Here is a 16,146-nt window from a genome sequence, read left to right on the forward strand (position 1 = left end):
TGCCGCGCGCTACCGGTCGGCCGGTGGGATGCGCCAGAGCCAGACGTCGTCGACCCGCTGCGGCTCGCCGAACAGGGCGGTGCCGGTACGCAGCAGCGCCTCCTCGTCGACCTCGAACTTCGCACCGTGCACCTGGTCGGCGAGCACCACCGTCTCGATCCGCCAGTGCCGCAGGTCCGACTGCACCTCGCGGATCGTCCCGTCGGTGACGATCGGCACCAACCCGGTGCGGCCGGCCTGGTCCATCAACGCGCTCAGGGTGCGCGGCACCGGGCCGATCCGGCCGCGCCCGTCCGGTCCGCCGGGGCCGAGGAAGAAGCCGCCGGGGATCTCGAACTCGCCCTGCCGGTGCGACAACGCGTACGCCTGCCAGCGCTGACCGTCCGGGTAGATGTCCACGGTCAACGGCACCGGGGTGAGCACGCCGTCCGGTGAGACGTAGTCCCGCCAGGTGCCGGAGGTGATGAACTCCGGGATGGGCTCCCGCTCGTCGGTCAGCAGCGGGGTGGGCAGCAGCGGCACCAGGGCCGCCGCGAACCCGAGCACCCAGGCCAGCTCGGTGGGGCGGTACCGGGGTGGCGCGGCGCGCAGTTGGTCGACGGCGTACGCCAGCAGCACGCCGATCACCGGTGCGACCACGAGCGCCAGCCGGGCCGGCAGCGCGGCGTTCACGACCGGCAGTTGCCCGAGCAGGTCGAACGGCATGGGCAGGTCGGTGCGCTGTCCGTCGACCTTGGCGACCGGCCCGAAGGAGAGCACCGTGAAGATCAGCGCGACGACACCCAGCGCCCAGAGGGTGGCCCGGCGGCTCGGGTCGGCCCGTCGCCACAGCGCGACGAAGCAGACCACGGTGAGCACCAGCAACGGGATGCCGAAGAACGAGTTCTCCTCGGTCGGGTTCGGTGCCAACGAGGTGCCCAGCCCCGCCTCGCCGGCGAGCGAGCGGCGCGGGAAGGCGGCGAACGCGGCGATGTCCTCGGAGTGGATCACCGGGTCGAAGCCGGTGCCGTGGAACCGTTGCGGCCCGGCGAAGTGCAGCCACAGCGGGTAGGACAGCAGTACGCCGGCCACCACGGCGGTCACCCCGAGTCCGCGCAGGAAGGTGGGCAGCGCGGCGCGGGCCTCGGCCCGGTTGGCCGGGTGCAGCGCCCAGATGGCGACGAACACCCCGAGCGCCAGCGCCGTGAAGAAGAGCCCCTCGGCGGCGATCGAGAACGCCACCGCGACCAGCACGCCGAGGATCACCCCGTCGCGCAGCCAGTGCCCCGCTCGGCGCAGCGCGAACAGCCGCCAGATCAGCAACGGCACCAGCCAGCCGGCGGTCCAGTTCAGGTGGGCGTTGGCGTGCGAGACCATGCCGGGGGAGTAGGCGATGAACAGGCCGCCGACCCCGGCGGCCAGCCGACTGCGGACCAGGTGCCGGGAGAGCAGCCAGTACCAGGCCAGCGCGGTGGCGAGCAGGTTCAGGGTGAGGATCACCAGGAACGTGGCGGGCGGCCCGATCAGGTACGTGAGCGGAGCGAAGACCACCGCGTACACCGTGATCGAGGTGTTCACCGCGAGGTTCACGCCGTCCGGGACGTTGATCAGATACGTGAAGAGCGGGTTGTCCCCGTGGGTGACCGCGTGCCCGCCGAACGCCAGCAGCCACTCGAAGAGCGCCTGGTCACTGGAGTTGACGGTGATGGTGCGGACGTTCGGGTCCCGCCACAGCCCACTCGTCACCCAGACGGCGAGCGCGAACGCCACCAGCACGACGATCAGGTCGGCCCGGCGGTCCCGGACGACGCGCGGCGGTGACGCGGGTGCGGGCCCGGTGGCCAGCGACGGGGAGGACGGCACGCAGCGGACGTTACCAACCGGACCTGGACAGGCCGGTCAGACCTGCAAGGAGGGGACCGTTGTTGTCGCGTGGGGTTGGCGAGGACTCGCGTCGGCGGTCCGGCGTACACCTCGGCGGCCGTGAATGTGTGAGCGCGCCCCATGTCATGGCGGCGACACATCGTCGTAACGTCACGGCAATTCGACCGTGACCCAGTTCACAGTCCGCCCCTTCCAGGAGGCCGCCGTGCGCCGCTCCTCGTCCATCCTCACCCGCCTGATCGGCGTGGGCGCCGGGCTCGTCCTCGCCGCAGCCGGCGCGGTCGCCATCGCCGCACCCGCCCAGGCCGCGACCCTCACCCAGGTCACCGGGTTCGGCTCCAACCCGGGCAACCTCGCCATGTACGCCTACCGGCCGGACAGCCTGCCGGCCAACTCCCCGGCCGTGGTGCTGCTGCACGGCTGCACCCAGACCGCCGCCGGTTACTTCTCCGGCTCCGGCTGGCAGAAGTACGCCGACCAGTGGAAATTCTCCCTGATCGTCGTCCAGCAGCCGTCCGGCAACAACGCCAACTCCTGCTTCAACTTCTTCGAGGCCGGCGACACCGCGCGCGGCCAGGGTGAGGCGCTGTCCATCAAGCAGATGGTCGACCACGCCAAGGCGAACTTCGGGGTGGACGGCTCCCGGGTCTTCGTCAGCGGGCTGTCCGCGGGCGGGGCGATGAGCGCGGTCATGCTCGCCACGTACCCGGACGTCTTCTCCGCCGGATCGATCATCGCCGGCATCCCGTACCGCTGCGCCACCAGCATGGTCAACGCCTTCAGCTGCATGAACCCGGGCGCGGACAAGACCCCGGCCGCCTGGGGCGACCTGGTGCGGGGGGCGTACTCCGGCTACACCGGTCCGCGGCCCCGCGTCGCCATCTGGCACGGCACCTCGGACCCGACGGTCGCCCCGCTCAACGGCACCGAGTCCCGCGACCAGTGGACGAACGTGCGCGGCATCTCGCAGACCCCGACCAGCACCTCGTCGCTGCCCGCCAACACGAGCCTCGAGGTGTACGGCAACGACGAGGTACGGCTCTACCGGGTCTCCGGCATGGGCCACGGCACTCCGGTCGACCCGGGTTCCGGGGCGGACCAGTGCGGCACCGCCGGGGCGTACTTGCTCGACACCATCTGCTCGACGTACCGCGACGCGCTCTTCTTCGGCCTGAACGGCGGCGGCACCACCCCGACCCCCACTCCCACGGCGACGCCCACGGCCACCCCCACCCCCACCCCGACGCCGACGGCGACGCCCACGACGCCCCCGACCTGCGTGACGGCCAGCAACTACGCGCACGTGGCGGCCGGTCGGGCGTACCAGTCCGGTGGCTACGCCTACGCGAACGGCTCCAACCAGCGCATGGGCCTCTACAACACCTTCTACACCAGCATCCTCAAGCAGACCGCCCCCAACCACTGGGTAATCGGCTGCTAACGCCCCCACCGCACTGTTGCTCCTGTTGATCAAGAGGTTTGCGTCATCCGGAAGCCGGGATCTGACGCAAACCTCTTGATCAACAAGGTGGGTGCGGGCTCAGGGCAGGCGGGCGGCCCGGCCGGCCGCGCCGGCGGCCACGCAGGCCAGCTGCGCCTCGATCTGGTCGGCCCGCCACCGCGCCTCGTGCTGGTGGCCGTCGGCGAGGGTACGCCCGAACCCGGTCAGCCCGACCACGTCGGCGTGTGCGCCTGCCCAGCGCAGCAGCGTCGAGTTCGCCGTACCCATCGTCAGTGGGATCCGGTCCTGCACCGGCCGGGGTACGCGCAACACCGCCTCGCGCATCGTCAGCTCCACCGAGTCGACGGTGACCGAGGCGCCGTCGAGCAGGGCACGGACCGCCTCGGCGGCGGCCACGCAACGGCGGACCCGGCCGGCCACGTCTGGGCGTTCCCGGCCCACCGCGCGCCACTCCGCCGGGGTGTGACCGGCACCGACACCGAGCCGCGCCCGGCCGCCGGAGATCAGGTCGAGGGTGGCCACGTCGGCCGCGAGCAGCATCGGCTCCCGTACTCCGAGGTTCGATACGTACGAACCGAGCCCGATCGTCGAGGTGACCGGGGCGGCGGCCGCCAGCGCCACGAACGGTGACGTCACGTCGCCGGGATGGTCGGCGGCGAGCAGGGCGTCGAAGCCGGCGGTCTCGGCTCGGCGGGCCAACGCGGCCCAGCTCGCCGCGTCGGTCGGGTGGCATGGAGGGAGAAGGTCGCCATTGGTCCAGCATCGGTCGACGCCAGCCCACGGGCGACCCGCCGACCGCCGATTCTGCCGAGGGCCGAACCGCCCTCAGGGCGTCAGGGCTTTTTCAAGGGCTTGGGGGAGGGTGGGGTGCTGGTACGGGTAGGCCGCGCGGGCCAGGGCGCCGGGGAGGACTCGGGCGCTGGTGAGGGCCTCGTGGGCGAAGCCGCCGAGCGCCACCTTGAGCGCCAGTGCGGGGATCGGGACGATCGCCGGGCGGTGCAGTTGTCGGGCCAGCTCTCGGGTGAACTCGGCGTTGGTGACCGGGTTGGGTCCCACCACGTTGACCGGGCCGGCGATGTCGTCGTGGTCCAGGAGGAAGCGGGTCGCGTCCAGCCAGTCGGTCATCGAGATCCACGGCAGCCACTGCCGGCCACTGCCCAGCCGGCCGGCGATGCCCAGCTTGAACGGCAGTAGCTGCGGCTTGAGCAACCCGCCGTCGCGGTCCAGCGGCAGGCCGGTGCGCAGCCGGACGACGCGTACCCCGGCGTCCTCGGCCGGCCTGGTCGCGGCCTCCCACACCCGGCAGACGTCGGCCAGGAAGCCCTCGCCGGCTGGCGCGTCCTCCTCGACGGCCCGGTCGCCGGTGTTGCCGTACCACCCCACGGCCGAGGAGTTCAGCAACGCCCGGGGACGGTCGGCGGCGGGGAGCCCGGCGATGGTGGCGGCCAGGATGGTGCTGCTGTCCACCCGGCTGGTCCGGATCAACCGCCGGTAGTCGTCGTTCCAACGCTTGTCGCCGACGCCCGCGCCCGCCAGGTTGACCACCGCGTCCGCCTCGGCGACCACGGCCGGGTCGAGCTGCCCGGCGGCCGGGTCCCACCGCCGTTCCTGCGGATCGCGCGGCGACCGACGGACCAGCCGGGTGATCTGGTGTCCGTCCGCCGTGAGCCGGTCGGCCAGCCGGGTGCCGAGGAAGCCGGACGCGCCGGCCAGAAGGATGCGCATACCCCCATCTTCGTCCAGAACGCCACCGACGGATGCGTCGAGCCGGCGACGGTGGGGTGTTCCGGCAAGAAATCTGCGCCCCCACGCCGTGCCGCCTGGAAAACGCAGGTCAACGGGCTCCCGGCCACCGAAAAAAGGCTTCCACGCAGATTCGACGGTCACCCCGTTTCCGCAGGTCAGAGCGAACGTGAATGCGGTGTTCACGATTGCTTCCGGAATCGATCTGGCTGACCATGAGTCATCCGAGAGCGCCCCCGATTGGCGGGGTCGGCTCGTCGTGCCCGCCGTCGGGCGAAACTGAGGAGGAACCATGCCGATCCTGGTGACCGGAGCGACCGGGACCGTCGGCGGCAGCCTGGTTCGGCAACTGGTCAGCGCCGGGCACGACGTACGCGCGCTGACCCGCGACCCCGCGTCGCCGGCGGCCACCGCGCTGCCCAGCGGGGTGGAGGTGGTGGCGGGCGACTTCGCCAGCCCCCACACCCTGGTCGCGGCGCTGCGCGGCGTGACGCGGATGCACCTGGTGGCGATGGACGGGTACGGGCCGCTGAGCACCGGTGCGGAGATCCTGGAGCTGGCCCGGCGGGCCGGCGTCCGCCGGGTCACCCACCTCGGCCACAACGATCCGAGCCGCGCGGACGACGACCCGATCGAGGCACCCCACCGGCCGCTGCACCGGGCCGTCGAAAATTCGGGCCTGGAGTGGACGCACGTCTTCCCGGGCGAGTTCATGGCGAACACCCGCGATTGGGCCGCCGACATCCGCACCGAGGGCGTGGTGCGGGCGCCGTTCGGGGACTGGAACAGCGCGCTGGTCCACGAGGCGGACATCGCCGCGGTCATCGTGGCCGCGCTGACCGAGGACGGCCACGCCGGCCGGGTGTACCAGCCGACCGGGCCGGAACCGGTCCGCCGCCGGGACGCGGTCCGGATGATCGGCGAGGCGATCGGCCGCCCGGTGCGCTTCGACGAACTGACCCCGGAGCAGGCCCGCGAGCACTGGAAGGACCTTTACCCGACCGAGGTGATCGAGTGGTTCCTGGAAATGGGTAGCTATGCCGAGGACAGCGGCTGGGTCGCCCCGGACGTCGAGCAGGTCACCGGACGCCCCGGGCGCACGTTCCGGCAGTGGGCCGCCGAGCACGCGGACGACTTCCGGTGACGACGCCCGGGGCGAGGGCCGTTGACGGTCAGGCTGCGCGGAACCGGCCGGAGGGTCAGGCGGCGTGGGCCGGTCGCAGGTCGGCGAGCAGTCGCTCCACCTCGGCGTACGCCTCGGCGCTCAGCGGGCCGAGCGCCAGGGTGGTCAGGTTCTCCTCGGCCTGGGCCACGGTGCGCAGGCCGGGGATCGGGACGGTACGCGGGCTACGCGCCAGCAGCCAGCCCAGCGCGCCCTGCGCGAGGGTCCGCCCGTCCGCCGTGAGCGCCGCCCGAACCTGGTCCACCCGGGCCGCCCAGCGTGGCGCCGGCCGGCCGTCGGTGAACCACTCCAGCCACTCCGGGGCGCGCCCGCGCACGTCGTCCGCCCCGACCGCCCGGGTCGACCCGGTGAGCAGCCCCATCGCCAGCGGCCCACGGTTGAGGCTGGCCAGGTCGTGGCTGTCGCAGACCGCCAGCACCGCCGCGTTGTCGCGCAACACCGACTCGTCGTGCTGGATCGCGGCGCAGTGCCGGCCGGCGGCGGCGAACGCCTCCGCCGAGGCGGGGTTGTCGGTGCTCCAGCCGTACGCCCGGATCTTGCCCTGGTCGACCAGGCCCTCCAGGGTGTCGACCAGGTCGAGTGCGGCGGGCACCGGCAGTTCGGCGATGTGCAGTTGGTACAGGTCGACGTGATCGGTGCCGAGCCGGCGCAGCGAGTCTTCCAGGCTGCGGACCGCGAACGCCGGGCTGGCGTCGGTACCGAGCGCCCGCCGGGTGCTCTCCTCGCTGACGTTGCCGAACTTGGTGGCGATCACCGCGCTGTCCCGCCGGCCGGTCAGCGCCCGGCCGAGGATCCGCTCGCTGTGCCCGGCACCGTAGTTGCTGGCCGTGTCGAACAGGGTCACGCCGAGATCGAGCGCCCGATGGATGGTGCGGATCGACTCGTCGTCGTCCACCTCACCCCAGCCGTACGGCTGTCGGTCGTCGCCCCAGAGCGGTCCACCGATCGCCCAACACCCCATGCCGATGGCGCTCACCTCGATGCCGCTGCGTCCCAGCGTCCGTGTCGTCGTCATGGCGATCAGCCTCCAACCTGGAGGGCACTCCAGGTCAAGCACTACGATCTGGCGACATGAGCGGTTACGCGCCCTCGGAGGCCGCCCGCCGCAGCGGCTTCAGCCTGGACACCCTGCGGTACTACGAGAAGATCGGCCTGCTCGCCGACGTGGAGCGGACGGCGGGCGGGCAGCGGGTCTTCACCGATGACGACCTCGGTTGGCTGGTGCTGTTCCGCTGCCTGCGCGACACCGGGATGCCGATCGCGCAGATGTGCCGCTACGCGTCTCTGGCCCGCGAGGGCGAGCACACCGCCGCCGAGCGACGCGAGCTGCTGGAACAGCACGCGGTACGGGTGGAGGAGCAGATGCGCCTGCTCCAGCGCCAGTACGACCACCTCCGGGAGAAGATCCGCTTCTACGAGCGGCTGCCCGAGCCGGCGCCGGAGGCCGAGCACCCCGCCGCGATCGGCTCGGCCGTCAGCCGCTGACGCGCCTCGACCCGTTCCAGGATCCCCGCCACCACCTCGTGATCGGTGCTCAGGTTCGCGATGACCGGGCGCAGTTCGGGCACCTGCTCGGCCAGCAGCCGGAACGCGCCCGCGTCCTCGCCGGGGATCTCGATCATCTGATTGCCGACGGCGGCGAGCCGGTCGGCCGGTGAACCGGTCGGGTGCACGTTCGTCCCATGCTGTCCCCGCGCCTTCATGCCCACGACGGCCTTCGTGCCGGGTACACCGCGACGCTGCGCCGGCGTCTATCGGCGAACCGGTCACGGCGTGGTGGGCTCGTCGGTCTCCCGAACGTCGTGCCACCGGGCACGCCAGGCGGCCTCGTGGGCCTCGTGGGTGGTGCGCTCCTGGAAGACGGCGGCCCGCAACGCGTGCCGGGAGTCCGACATCACCATCACCTCGACAGCCACCAGCGCCACGCAGATCACTGTCGCGAGGGTGAGTGCCCCCAGCGCCGGCAGGTGCTGCCCGACCGGCAGGGCCGCCGTCAGCACCACGATGACGCCGACCCGGGTCCAGGTGACGGTGTGCAGCGTCCGCAGTTGGAACAGCATGTTGACGGCGAAGTAGCAGACCAGCCCGCCGAACAGCATCGGCACGGCCGGTCCCTCCACCCGCTCGGTGATCCCGCCGGCCGGGTCGGTGATCTTGTGCAGGACCTCCTCGTTGCCGATCGAGAACAGGATCACCCCGGCGATCATCGGCAGGTAGAGGTACGCGTACGCGTCGCGGGCCATCGCCACCCGGGGGGCGCCCTCCGCCGCGTGCAGGGCGATCCGGGCGGCCGGCCCGACGAAGTCGAAGTGCGCCCACCAGAGAGCGGCCGTGATCACGATGCCCAGTGCCGCGGCCGCCACCGCCGGCCAGGTCACCGGCTTGCCGAGCAGGTTGCCGCCCACTCCGGTGGAGATGATGGACTCACCCAGCGCGATGATCAGAATGAGGTCGTAGCGCTCCGTCCAGTGCTCGGCACTCGTCACCCCCCAGCCCCAGGTGCCGACGATGAAGCCGGTCGCGTACTGCACCACCACCACGGAGATCCACAACGCGTCGCGGATCAGCGCGGCCTGGTCCGGATCGGTGATCCGCGGCGGGATCAACGCGGCGGCCAGCAGCAGCACGATGCTCACCGCCAGCTCCGGGGCGAAGCGGCGCAGTTGCCGCCGCTCCTGCGGGCTGTCCCGCACCACGTGCTGGTAGAGGATCATGTGGACGGCCCGGACCACGACGTAGCTGACGGCCACCAGCATCGGGCCGCCCGCGCTCTCCTTCGGATCGCTGAACGCCTGCGGCAGCGCCAGCGCGAACGCGAACAGGGCCACCATCGCGATCACCATGAGCACCGGCACGTAGCCCTCGCCGAGCCGGACTCGCGTGGCGACCAGGCTGTGCACCACCCAGATCCACCAGAGCACGGCGAGCACCAGAGCGGCGTGCAGCAACTGTCGGCCGGAGATGTTGGCGGCGGTCGCCCGGGTGATGATGAAGAACGAGAAGACGAAGACCAGGTCGAAGAAGACCTCGAACTTGTCCACCCGGGCACCGGGGGCGATCGGGACGGCAGGACCCAGTTGCCCACCCCGCCGGTAGCTGCCCACGGTCTCACTCTGGCAGCGTCCGGCCTGGTCCAAGGCCCGAACAGCAATGGCGGGGCGGTCGAGCGTTACCTCCGGCCCGGGGCGGGAAAACGCCTGGACCGGCCTTCATTCGGTCCGGAGCGCCGTCGCTCGGCGCGGAGGCCGAATCCATGGCCGCCAGCGGCCCCGGCAGACGGGCCGGCCGGTCCGACCCACCCTGGACAAGGATGGATCATGACGACGAATAACCCGATCACCACGTCATTCGCCCATACCTCCACGGCCATGGACGTGATCCGGGGCGTGGACCTCGTCGGGCGGCGGGCCATCGTCACCGGCGGATCGTCCGGCATCGGCGTGGAGACCGCCCGTGCCCTGGCCAGCGCCGGCGCGGAGGTCACCCTGGCCGTCCGCAACCCCGACGCCGGCCAGCAGGCCGCCGACGACATCACCGGCACCACCGGCAACGACCGGGTCATGGTCGCGCCGCTCGACCTCGCCGACCAGGGGTCCGTCGCCGACTTCGTCGCCAACTGGGACGGACCGCTGCACATCCTGGTCAACAACGCCGGCATCATGGCCGCGCCCCTGAGCCGGACTCCGCAGGGCTGGGAGATGCAGTTCGCCACCAACCACCTCGGGCACTTCGCGCTCGCCACCGGGCTGCGCCCGTCGCTCGCGGCCGCCGACGGGGCCCGGATCGTCTCGGTCAGCTCCGCCGCCCACCTGCGCTCACCCGTGGTCTTCGAGGACATCCAGTACGACAGGCGGGAGTACGAGCCGTGGCAGGCGTACGGGCAGTCGAAGACGGCAAACGTGCTCTTCGCCGTGGAGGCGAGCCGCCGCTGGGGCGACGACGACATCATGGCGAACTCGCTGATGCCCGGCGCGATCCGGACCAACCTCCAGCGCTACGTGAGCGAGGAGGAGCTGAACCGGCTGCGCGCCGGGAACGCGGCGGCCTGGAAGACCGTCGAGCAGGGTGCCGCCACCTCGGTGCTGGTCGCCGCGTCACCGCTGCTCGTCGGTGTGGGTGGGCGCTACTTCGAGGACTGCCAGGAGGCCGCCCCGGCCACGCCGGGCGGTCGGACGGGCGTCGCGGAGTACGCGTTGGATCCGGAGGCCGCCGAGCGGCTCTGGAAGGTCTCGACCGATCTGCTCAAGAGCTGAGGACCGCAGACGGAAGGGCGCCCCGGTCGATGACCGGGGCGCCCTTCTCGGCGTTGTCGCTAAATCAGGACAGGCCCAGCTCCGCCTCGAAGTTGCCGGCCTCCAGCCGCTCCTTGATCGCGCTCAGGAAGCGGGCCGCGTCGGCGCCGTCGATCAGCCGGTGGTCGTAGGACATGGCCAGGTAGACCATCGACCGGACCGCGACGACCTCGCCCAGATCCGGGTCGTTGACCACGACCGGCCGCTTGACCACGGCACCCGTGCCGAGCATCGCCGACTGCGGCTTCGGCACGATCGGGGTGTCGAAGAGCGCGCCCCGGCTGCCCGTGTTGGTAAGCGTGAAGGTCGCCCCGGCGATCTCGTCCGGGCTGATCTTGTTGGTCCGGGTCCGCTCGGCCAGATCCGCGACCCGCTTGGCGATGCCACCGAGGTTGAGGTCACCGGCGTTGTGGATGACCGGCACCACCAGGCCCCGCTCGGTGTCCACCGCGACGCCGAGGTGCTCCGCGGCCGGGTAGGTGATCGTGCCGCCGTCCAGGTCGAGCTGGGCGTTGACGATCGGGTACGTCTGCAGCGCCTCGACGGCGGCGAGGGCGAAGAACGGCAGGAAGGACAGCTTCACGCCGTGCCGCTGCACGAACGAGTCCTTCGCCTGCGCCCGCAACTTGGCGACCCGGGTGACGTCCACCTCGACCACCGTGGTGAGCTGCGCCATCTCGTGCAGCGACTCCTGCATCCGCTTGGCGATGGCCTTACGGATGCGGGGGAGCTTCTCGGTGCTGCCCCGCTTGCCGCTCGGCTGCGGCTTCGCGGCCGGCTTGGCCGGGGCGGCCGACGGTGCGGCGGCCGGCTGCGCGGCGGCGGGAGCGGCCTTGGCGGCCTTCGCCTTCTCGGCCGCCTCGAGGACGTCCTGCTTGCGGATCCGGCCACCCACGCCGGTGCCGTTGAGCGAGGACAGGTCGACACCGTGCTCGCTGGCGAGTTTGCGCACCAGCGGCGTGACGTAGCCGGCTGCCTCTTCGCCACCACCCTGCGCGGGGGCGGACGGGCGCGGCGGCGTCGAGGTCGGCGCGGCCGGCTGCGCAGCCTGCTCGGTCTTCGCCGGCTGTGCCGAGCTCTCGGTCTCGGCCGCCGGCTCGTTGTACGACATGCCCGGCGTCGGCTCCTCGACCTTCGGCTCCGGCTTCGGCTCGGCCTTCGGCGCCGGCGCGACCTCCGCCTTCGGCTCGGGCTTCGGCTCGGGCTTCGCCGGCGCGGGGGCGGCGCCGGAAACGCCGATGATCGCCAGGTCGGCGCCGACCGCGGCGGTCTCGTCCTCGGCGACCTTGATCTCCAGCACGGTGCCGGCGACCGGCGTCGGGATCTCGGTGTCCACCTTGTCGGTGGAGACCTCGAGCAGCGGCTCGTCGACCTCGATGGTCTCGCCGACCTGCTTGAGCCAGCGCGTGACCGTACCCTCGGTGACGCTCTCACCCAGGGCCGGCATCTTCACCGCGGTGCCCTCGCCCGACGAGGCGGCGGCCGGAGCCGGGGCCTCGTCCTGGGCCACCTCGTCGGCGGTGCCCTCGGCGGCGGCCGTCGGCTCGGTGACCGGCTCGACCGACTCGGCCGGGGCCTGCTCCTGCGGGGCGGCCTCGCCACCGCCGGTCGACTCGCCCTCACCGGCGATGACCGCCAGCTCGCTGCCGACCTCGGCGGTCTCGTCCTCGCCGACCACGATCCGGCTCAGCACGCCCGCAGCGGGCGACGGGATCTCGGTGTCGACCTTGTCGGTCGAGACCTCGAGCAGGGGCTCGTCGACCTCGACGGTGTCGCCCTCCTGCTTGAGCCAGCGCGTGACGGTGCCCTCGGTGACGCTCTCGCCGAGCCGGGGCATGGTGACCGATACCGGCATGTTCTCCAGACTCCTTCATTCCCCTGGGGGGATCTTCGCCCGTCGCCGGACGCCGCGGTTGTGGGTGATCAGGCGTGCGCGTGCAGCGGCTTGCCGGCGAGGGCCAGGTGCGCCTCGCCCAGGGCCTCGTTCTGGGTCGGGTGGGCGTGCACGAGCTGGGCGACCTCCGCCGGGTAGGCCTCCCAGTTGTAGATGAGCTGCGCCTCACCGATCAGCTCACCCACCCGGGCGCCGATCATGTGTACGCCGACCACGGGGCCGTCCTCGACCCGCACCAGCTTCACGAAGCCGGTGGTCTTGAGGATCTGGCTCTTGCCGTTGCCGCCCAGGTTGAAGTTGATGCTCTTGACCTTGTCGGCGCCGTACTGCTCCTTGGCCTTGGCCTCGGTGAGGCCCACCGACGCCAGCTCCGGGTCGCAGTAGGTGACGCGCGGGATGCCGACCTCGTCGATCACGGCGGGGGTCTGCCCGGCGATCTCCTCGGCCACGAAGATGCCCTGCTGGAAGCCGCGGTGCGCGAGCTGGAGGCCGGGCACGATGTCGCCGACGGCGTAGACGTTCGGCACGCTGGTGCGCAGCCGCTCGTCGGTCAGCACGTAGCCGCGGTCCATCTTGACGCCCTGCTCCTCGTACCCGAGGTTCGCGGTGTTCGGGCCGCGACCGACGGCGACCAGCAGCAGCTCGGCCTCGACGGTCTCGCCGCCCTGGATGGTCAGCTTGACGCCGTTCTCGGTCTTCTCGACCTTCTCGAACGGCTTGCCGACCTTGAAGTTGATCTTCCGCTTGCGGAAGGCCCGCTCCAGCGCCTTGGACGACTCCTCGTCCTCGGCGGCGACCAGCCGGGGCAGCGCCTCGACGATCGTCACGTCCACGCCGAAGGACTTCCACACGCTGGCGAACTCGACGCCGATCACGCCGCCACCGAGCACGATCACCGACGACGGCACCCGGTCCATCATGAGGGCGTGGTCGCTGGTGATGATCCGCTCGCCGTCGACCTCCAGGCCGGGCAGGCTCTTCGCGTACGAGCCGGAGGCCAGGACGATGTTGCGGCCGGTGTAACGCTTGCCGTCGACCTCGACGACGTTCTTGCCGACCAGCTTGCCGTGGCCCTCGACGATGGTGATCGCCTTGTTGCCCTTCAGCAGGCCCTGCAGACCCTTGTACAGGCGGGAGATGACACCGTCCTTGTACGAGTTGACCCCGGCCATGTCGATGCCGATCAGCTCGGCCTTCACACCGAACTGCTCCGACTCGCGGGCCTGGTCGGCGATCTCCGCCGCGTGCAGCAGGGCCTTGGTCGGGATGCAGCCGTTGTGCAGGCAGGTCCCGCCGAGCTTGCCCTTCTCGATCAGTGCGACCTTCAGGTCCAGTTGGGCGGCGCGCAGCGCCGCCGCGTAGCCGCCGCTGCCACCTCCGAGGATGACAATGTCGAAGGTCGCTTCGTTCGGCTCGCTCACGTCCAACTCCCAGGTCGCGTCGCTGCATCGGGGGTCACAGAGGTGTAACAGGGACACACCCCACCTCGGTCATCTTGTCACCACTGGGCACAGGGTGCGTACCGAGGTGCCCAACGACACGTCATCGACACGTACCCTTGGCACCGTTGTCGATGACGCACGGTGGGGGAGAGATCCGTTGGGCTTGTTCCGGCGCCGCAAAAAGGCGGCTGTGCCGAGCCATGACCGTGCGGCGAGTCGCGGCGACCTGGACCATTTGGAGAACTTCATCCGGAGTCGGCGCGGCGTCGAGGCGTTCATCGAGCCGCGGACGACGGTGACCGAGACCACGGTCATCCTGATCGCCGACGACGGGGAGTGGACCCGGCGCCGCATCGACGGCCCGGACGGCGCGCGGCGCTTCGCGTACCGGATGGGCATCCCGGTGTACGACGTCCGGCTGATGGGCTACCCGCAGCGGATGCGCGACTTCAACGAGCGGCGTAAGCGCCGCCCCGAGCGGTAACGAGCGGCGTACCCGCCGCCCTGAGTTGTCCTGAACGCGACCGGGGCGCCCTCCGGGAGGAGGACGCCCCGGGTCGGCGGATCATCAGCCGTTGGCGGCGACGTCCTCGACGAGCTGCACCAGCGTGCGGACCGGGACGCCGGTGCCGCCCTTGGTCCAGTAGCCGGTCGCCTCACCGGAGTGGTAGCTCGGTCCGGCGATGTCGATGTGCGCCCAGGCCACGTCGTCGGCCACGAACTCGCGCAGGAACACCCCGCCCTGCAACATGTGACCGGCCCGGTCCATCCCGGCGTTGACCTGCGAGATGTCCGCCACGTCGGACTCCATGCCCTTGCGTACGTCGTCGGGCAGCGGCATCGGCCAGGCCGGCTCGCCGACCGCGTCGCCGGCCACCTGGACCCGCTCGCACAGCTCCGGAGTGCCCATCACGCCCGCCACCCGCTTGCCCAGCGCGACGACCTGGCCGCCGGTCAGGGTGGAGGTCTCGAACAGGTAGTCGGTGCCGTCCGCGCAGGCGCGGGCCATGGCGTCGCCCAGGACCATCCGACCCTCGGCGTCGGTGTTGAGCACCTCGACCCGCTTGCCGTTGAACATGGTGATCACGTCACCCGGCCGGTAACTGGTGCCCGAGGGCATGTTCTCCGCCATCGGCAGGTAGGCGCTGACCGCCACCGCCGGCTTCAGCGCGGCGATCGCCAGCATGGCCGCGCCCACCGCGGCCGCGCCGCCCATGTCGGACTTCATCTCCCACATGCCCTGCGCCGGCTTGATCGAGATGCCGCCGGTGTCGAAGGTGATCCCCTTGCCGACCAGGGCGACCCGCTTGCCGTTGCCGCCGTCCTGCGGCGTGTAGGTGAGCTTCACCAGCCGCGGCGGGGCCTCCGAGCCCTGACCGACCGCGACGATGCCGCCGTAGCCGCCGGCCGCCAGCTCCGCCTCGTCCAGCACCTCGACGCCGAGGCCCGCGTCCCGGGCGGCGTCGGCGACCGCGTCGGCGAACGACGGCGGACGCAGCTCGTTCGGGGCGGTGTTGACCCAGTCCCGGGTGAGCCGGACCGCACCCGCCACCACCTGTGCCCGGGTGACCTCTGCCTGCGCGCCCGCGTCGCCCGCGTCCGGCACCGCGATGAGCACCTCGGTCACCGGCTCGCGCCGGGTCGGCTGCGGCCGGGTCTTGTAACCGGCGAACCGGTAGCCACCGAGCAGCGCGCCCTCGGCGACCGCGCGCAGCTCAGCCGACGCGTCCGTGTCGTCCGGCAGCGGCATCGCCAGCGCGACCCTGGGCGCTCCCGCCAGGGCCCGGATCGCCGAACCGGCGGCCCGGCGCAGCGTCTCCGGGGCCGGGGCGGCACCCGACGGCTCCGGGCCGAGCCCCACCGCGGCGACCAGTGGGGCGGTCACGGTGCCCAGCGTGGCCAGCTTGATGACCTCACCCGGCCCACCGGTCGCGCCGAGCAGCGCCAGCGTCTCGGTCAGCTTTCCGTCGAACGCGGCGGCGATGCTCTCCGCGCCGCTGGCGAGCAGCAGGGTGCCGGCGAGGCCGCTGGTGGCGCCCTGCTCTCCGGTCTGGCTGTGCACGCCGATCACGATCGCGTCGACGGCGAGCTCGGCCGGGTCGGTGTCGACCAGGCTCAGGTTGGTCGTGCGGGGTGATGTCACTGAAGCTACTCCGGGCGGGCCGGGCCGGTCGCGACGTCGCGTACCAGCGGTGAAGGTCTCCGGCGGAACGTACCCGCCGAACGTCATGGCTGTCCCGCCGACAGCGCCAGCGGGCTCCCGCCGA

14 protein-coding genes are annotated in these 16,146 nt (G+C 71.8%); 5 read left to right on the forward strand and 9 right to left on the reverse strand.

Translation table 11 applies throughout. The annotated features are described in order from the left end of the window. Positions 1 to 9 precede the first annotated feature (9 nt). Complete coding sequence (locus AB0A90_RS11080) at positions 10 to 1,842, reverse strand: DUF2079 domain-containing protein (RefSeq protein WP_357245053.1); 1,833 nt, start codon at positions 1,840 to 1,842, stop codon at positions 10 to 12. A gap of 226 nt (positions 1,843 to 2,068) precedes the next feature. Here AB0A90_RS11080 and AB0A90_RS11085 point away from each other — a divergent pair, with 226 nt between their 5' ends. Then, complete coding sequence (locus tag AB0A90_RS11085; protein ID WP_357245206.1) at positions 2,069 to 3,304, forward strand: PHB depolymerase family esterase; 1,236 nt, start codon at positions 2,069 to 2,071, stop codon at positions 3,302 to 3,304. A 99-nt stretch (positions 3,305 to 3,403) separates the two neighbouring features. Here the strand turns inward: AB0A90_RS11085 and AB0A90_RS11090 are convergent, their stop codons facing one another. Continuing rightward, positions 3,404 to 4,024 carry an LLM class flavin-dependent oxidoreductase gene (locus AB0A90_RS11090; protein WP_357245055.1) on the reverse strand — a complete coding sequence of 207 codons (621 nt, stop codon included), beginning with the start codon at positions 4,022 to 4,024 and terminating at the stop codon, positions 3,404 to 3,406. Positions 4,025 to 4,150: 126 nt separating this feature from the next. Further along, positions 4,151 to 5,050, reverse strand: a complete 900-nt coding sequence (locus AB0A90_RS11095; protein WP_357245057.1) for a TIGR01777 family oxidoreductase — start codon at positions 5,048 to 5,050, stop codon at positions 4,151 to 4,153. A gap of 310 nt (positions 5,051 to 5,360) precedes the next feature. Between AB0A90_RS11095 and AB0A90_RS11100 the strand changes: the two genes are divergently transcribed. Further along, on the forward strand, positions 5,361 to 6,212 hold the full coding sequence (locus AB0A90_RS11100; RefSeq protein ID WP_357245059.1) for an NmrA family NAD(P)-binding protein: 852 nt from the start codon (positions 5,361 to 5,363) through the stop codon (positions 6,210 to 6,212). A gap of 55 nt (positions 6,213 to 6,267) precedes the next feature. On the opposite strand, the gene AB0A90_RS11105 is transcribed toward AB0A90_RS11100, so the two are convergent. Further along, the gene (locus AB0A90_RS11105) at positions 6,268 to 7,266 is read right to left on the reverse strand and encodes an aldo/keto reductase (protein WP_357245061.1); all 999 of its coding nucleotides are present in this window, start codon (positions 7,264 to 7,266) and stop codon (positions 6,268 to 6,270) included. 56 nt (positions 7,267 to 7,322) lie between these two features. Here AB0A90_RS11105 and AB0A90_RS11110 point away from each other — a divergent pair, with 56 nt between their 5' ends. Further along, entirely contained in the window at positions 7,323 to 7,736 is a 414-nt protein-coding gene (locus AB0A90_RS11110) for a MerR family transcriptional regulator (protein ID WP_357245063.1), read from the forward strand. On the opposite strand, the gene AB0A90_RS11115 is transcribed toward AB0A90_RS11110, so the two are convergent. Both AB0A90_RS11115 and AB0A90_RS11120 read right to left on the reverse strand, forming a co-directional pair. Continuing rightward, on the reverse strand, positions 7,664 to 7,960 hold the full coding sequence (locus AB0A90_RS11115; protein ID WP_357245065.1) for a hypothetical protein: 297 nt from the start codon (positions 7,958 to 7,960) through the stop codon (positions 7,664 to 7,666). The two genes, AB0A90_RS11110 and AB0A90_RS11115, sit on opposite strands and share 73 nt — an antisense overlap. Before the next feature lie 57 nt (positions 7,961 to 8,017). Next, positions 8,018 to 9,355 carry a low temperature requirement protein A gene (locus AB0A90_RS11120; protein WP_357245067.1) on the reverse strand — a complete coding sequence of 446 codons (1,338 nt, stop codon included), beginning with the start codon at positions 9,353 to 9,355 and terminating at the stop codon, positions 8,018 to 8,020. 213 nt (positions 9,356 to 9,568) lie between these two features. On the opposite strand from AB0A90_RS11120, the gene AB0A90_RS11125 reads away from it, so the two are divergent. Continuing rightward, positions 9,569 to 10,504, forward strand: a complete 936-nt coding sequence (locus tag AB0A90_RS11125) for an SDR family NAD(P)-dependent oxidoreductase (RefSeq protein WP_357245069.1) — start codon at positions 9,569 to 9,571, stop codon at positions 10,502 to 10,504. Positions 10,505 to 10,568: 64 nt separating this feature from the next. Here the strand turns inward: AB0A90_RS11125 and sucB are convergent, their stop codons facing one another. Then, positions 10,569 to 12,398 carry a 2-oxoglutarate dehydrogenase, E2 component, dihydrolipoamide succinyltransferase gene (gene sucB / locus AB0A90_RS11130; RefSeq protein ID WP_357245071.1) on the reverse strand — a complete coding sequence of 610 codons (1,830 nt, stop codon included), beginning with the start codon at positions 12,396 to 12,398 and terminating at the stop codon, positions 10,569 to 10,571. Between the two features lie 68 nt (positions 12,399 to 12,466). Next, on the reverse strand, positions 12,467 to 13,858 hold the full coding sequence (gene lpdA, locus AB0A90_RS11135) for a dihydrolipoyl dehydrogenase (protein ID WP_357245073.1): 1,392 nt from the start codon (positions 13,856 to 13,858) through the stop codon (positions 12,467 to 12,469). Positions 13,859 to 14,036: 178 nt separating this feature from the next. Between lpdA and AB0A90_RS11140 the strand changes: the two genes are divergently transcribed. Next, positions 14,037 to 14,363, forward strand: a complete 327-nt coding sequence (locus tag AB0A90_RS11140; RefSeq protein WP_357245075.1) for a hypothetical protein — start codon at positions 14,037 to 14,039, stop codon at positions 14,361 to 14,363. Positions 14,364 to 14,447: 84 nt separating this feature from the next. Here AB0A90_RS11140 and AB0A90_RS11145 read toward each other — a convergent pair whose 3' ends face one another. Then, positions 14,448 to 16,022: a leucyl aminopeptidase gene (locus tag AB0A90_RS11145; RefSeq protein ID WP_357245077.1), complete on the reverse strand. Its 1,575-nt coding sequence runs from the start codon at positions 16,020 to 16,022 to the stop codon at positions 14,448 to 14,450. Positions 16,023 to 16,146 lie beyond the last annotated feature (124 nt).

It is taken from the genome of Micromonospora sp. NPDC049204, from assembly GCF_040647935.1.
Lineage (GTDB): Bacteria > Actinomycetota > Actinomycetes > Mycobacteriales > Micromonosporaceae > Micromonospora.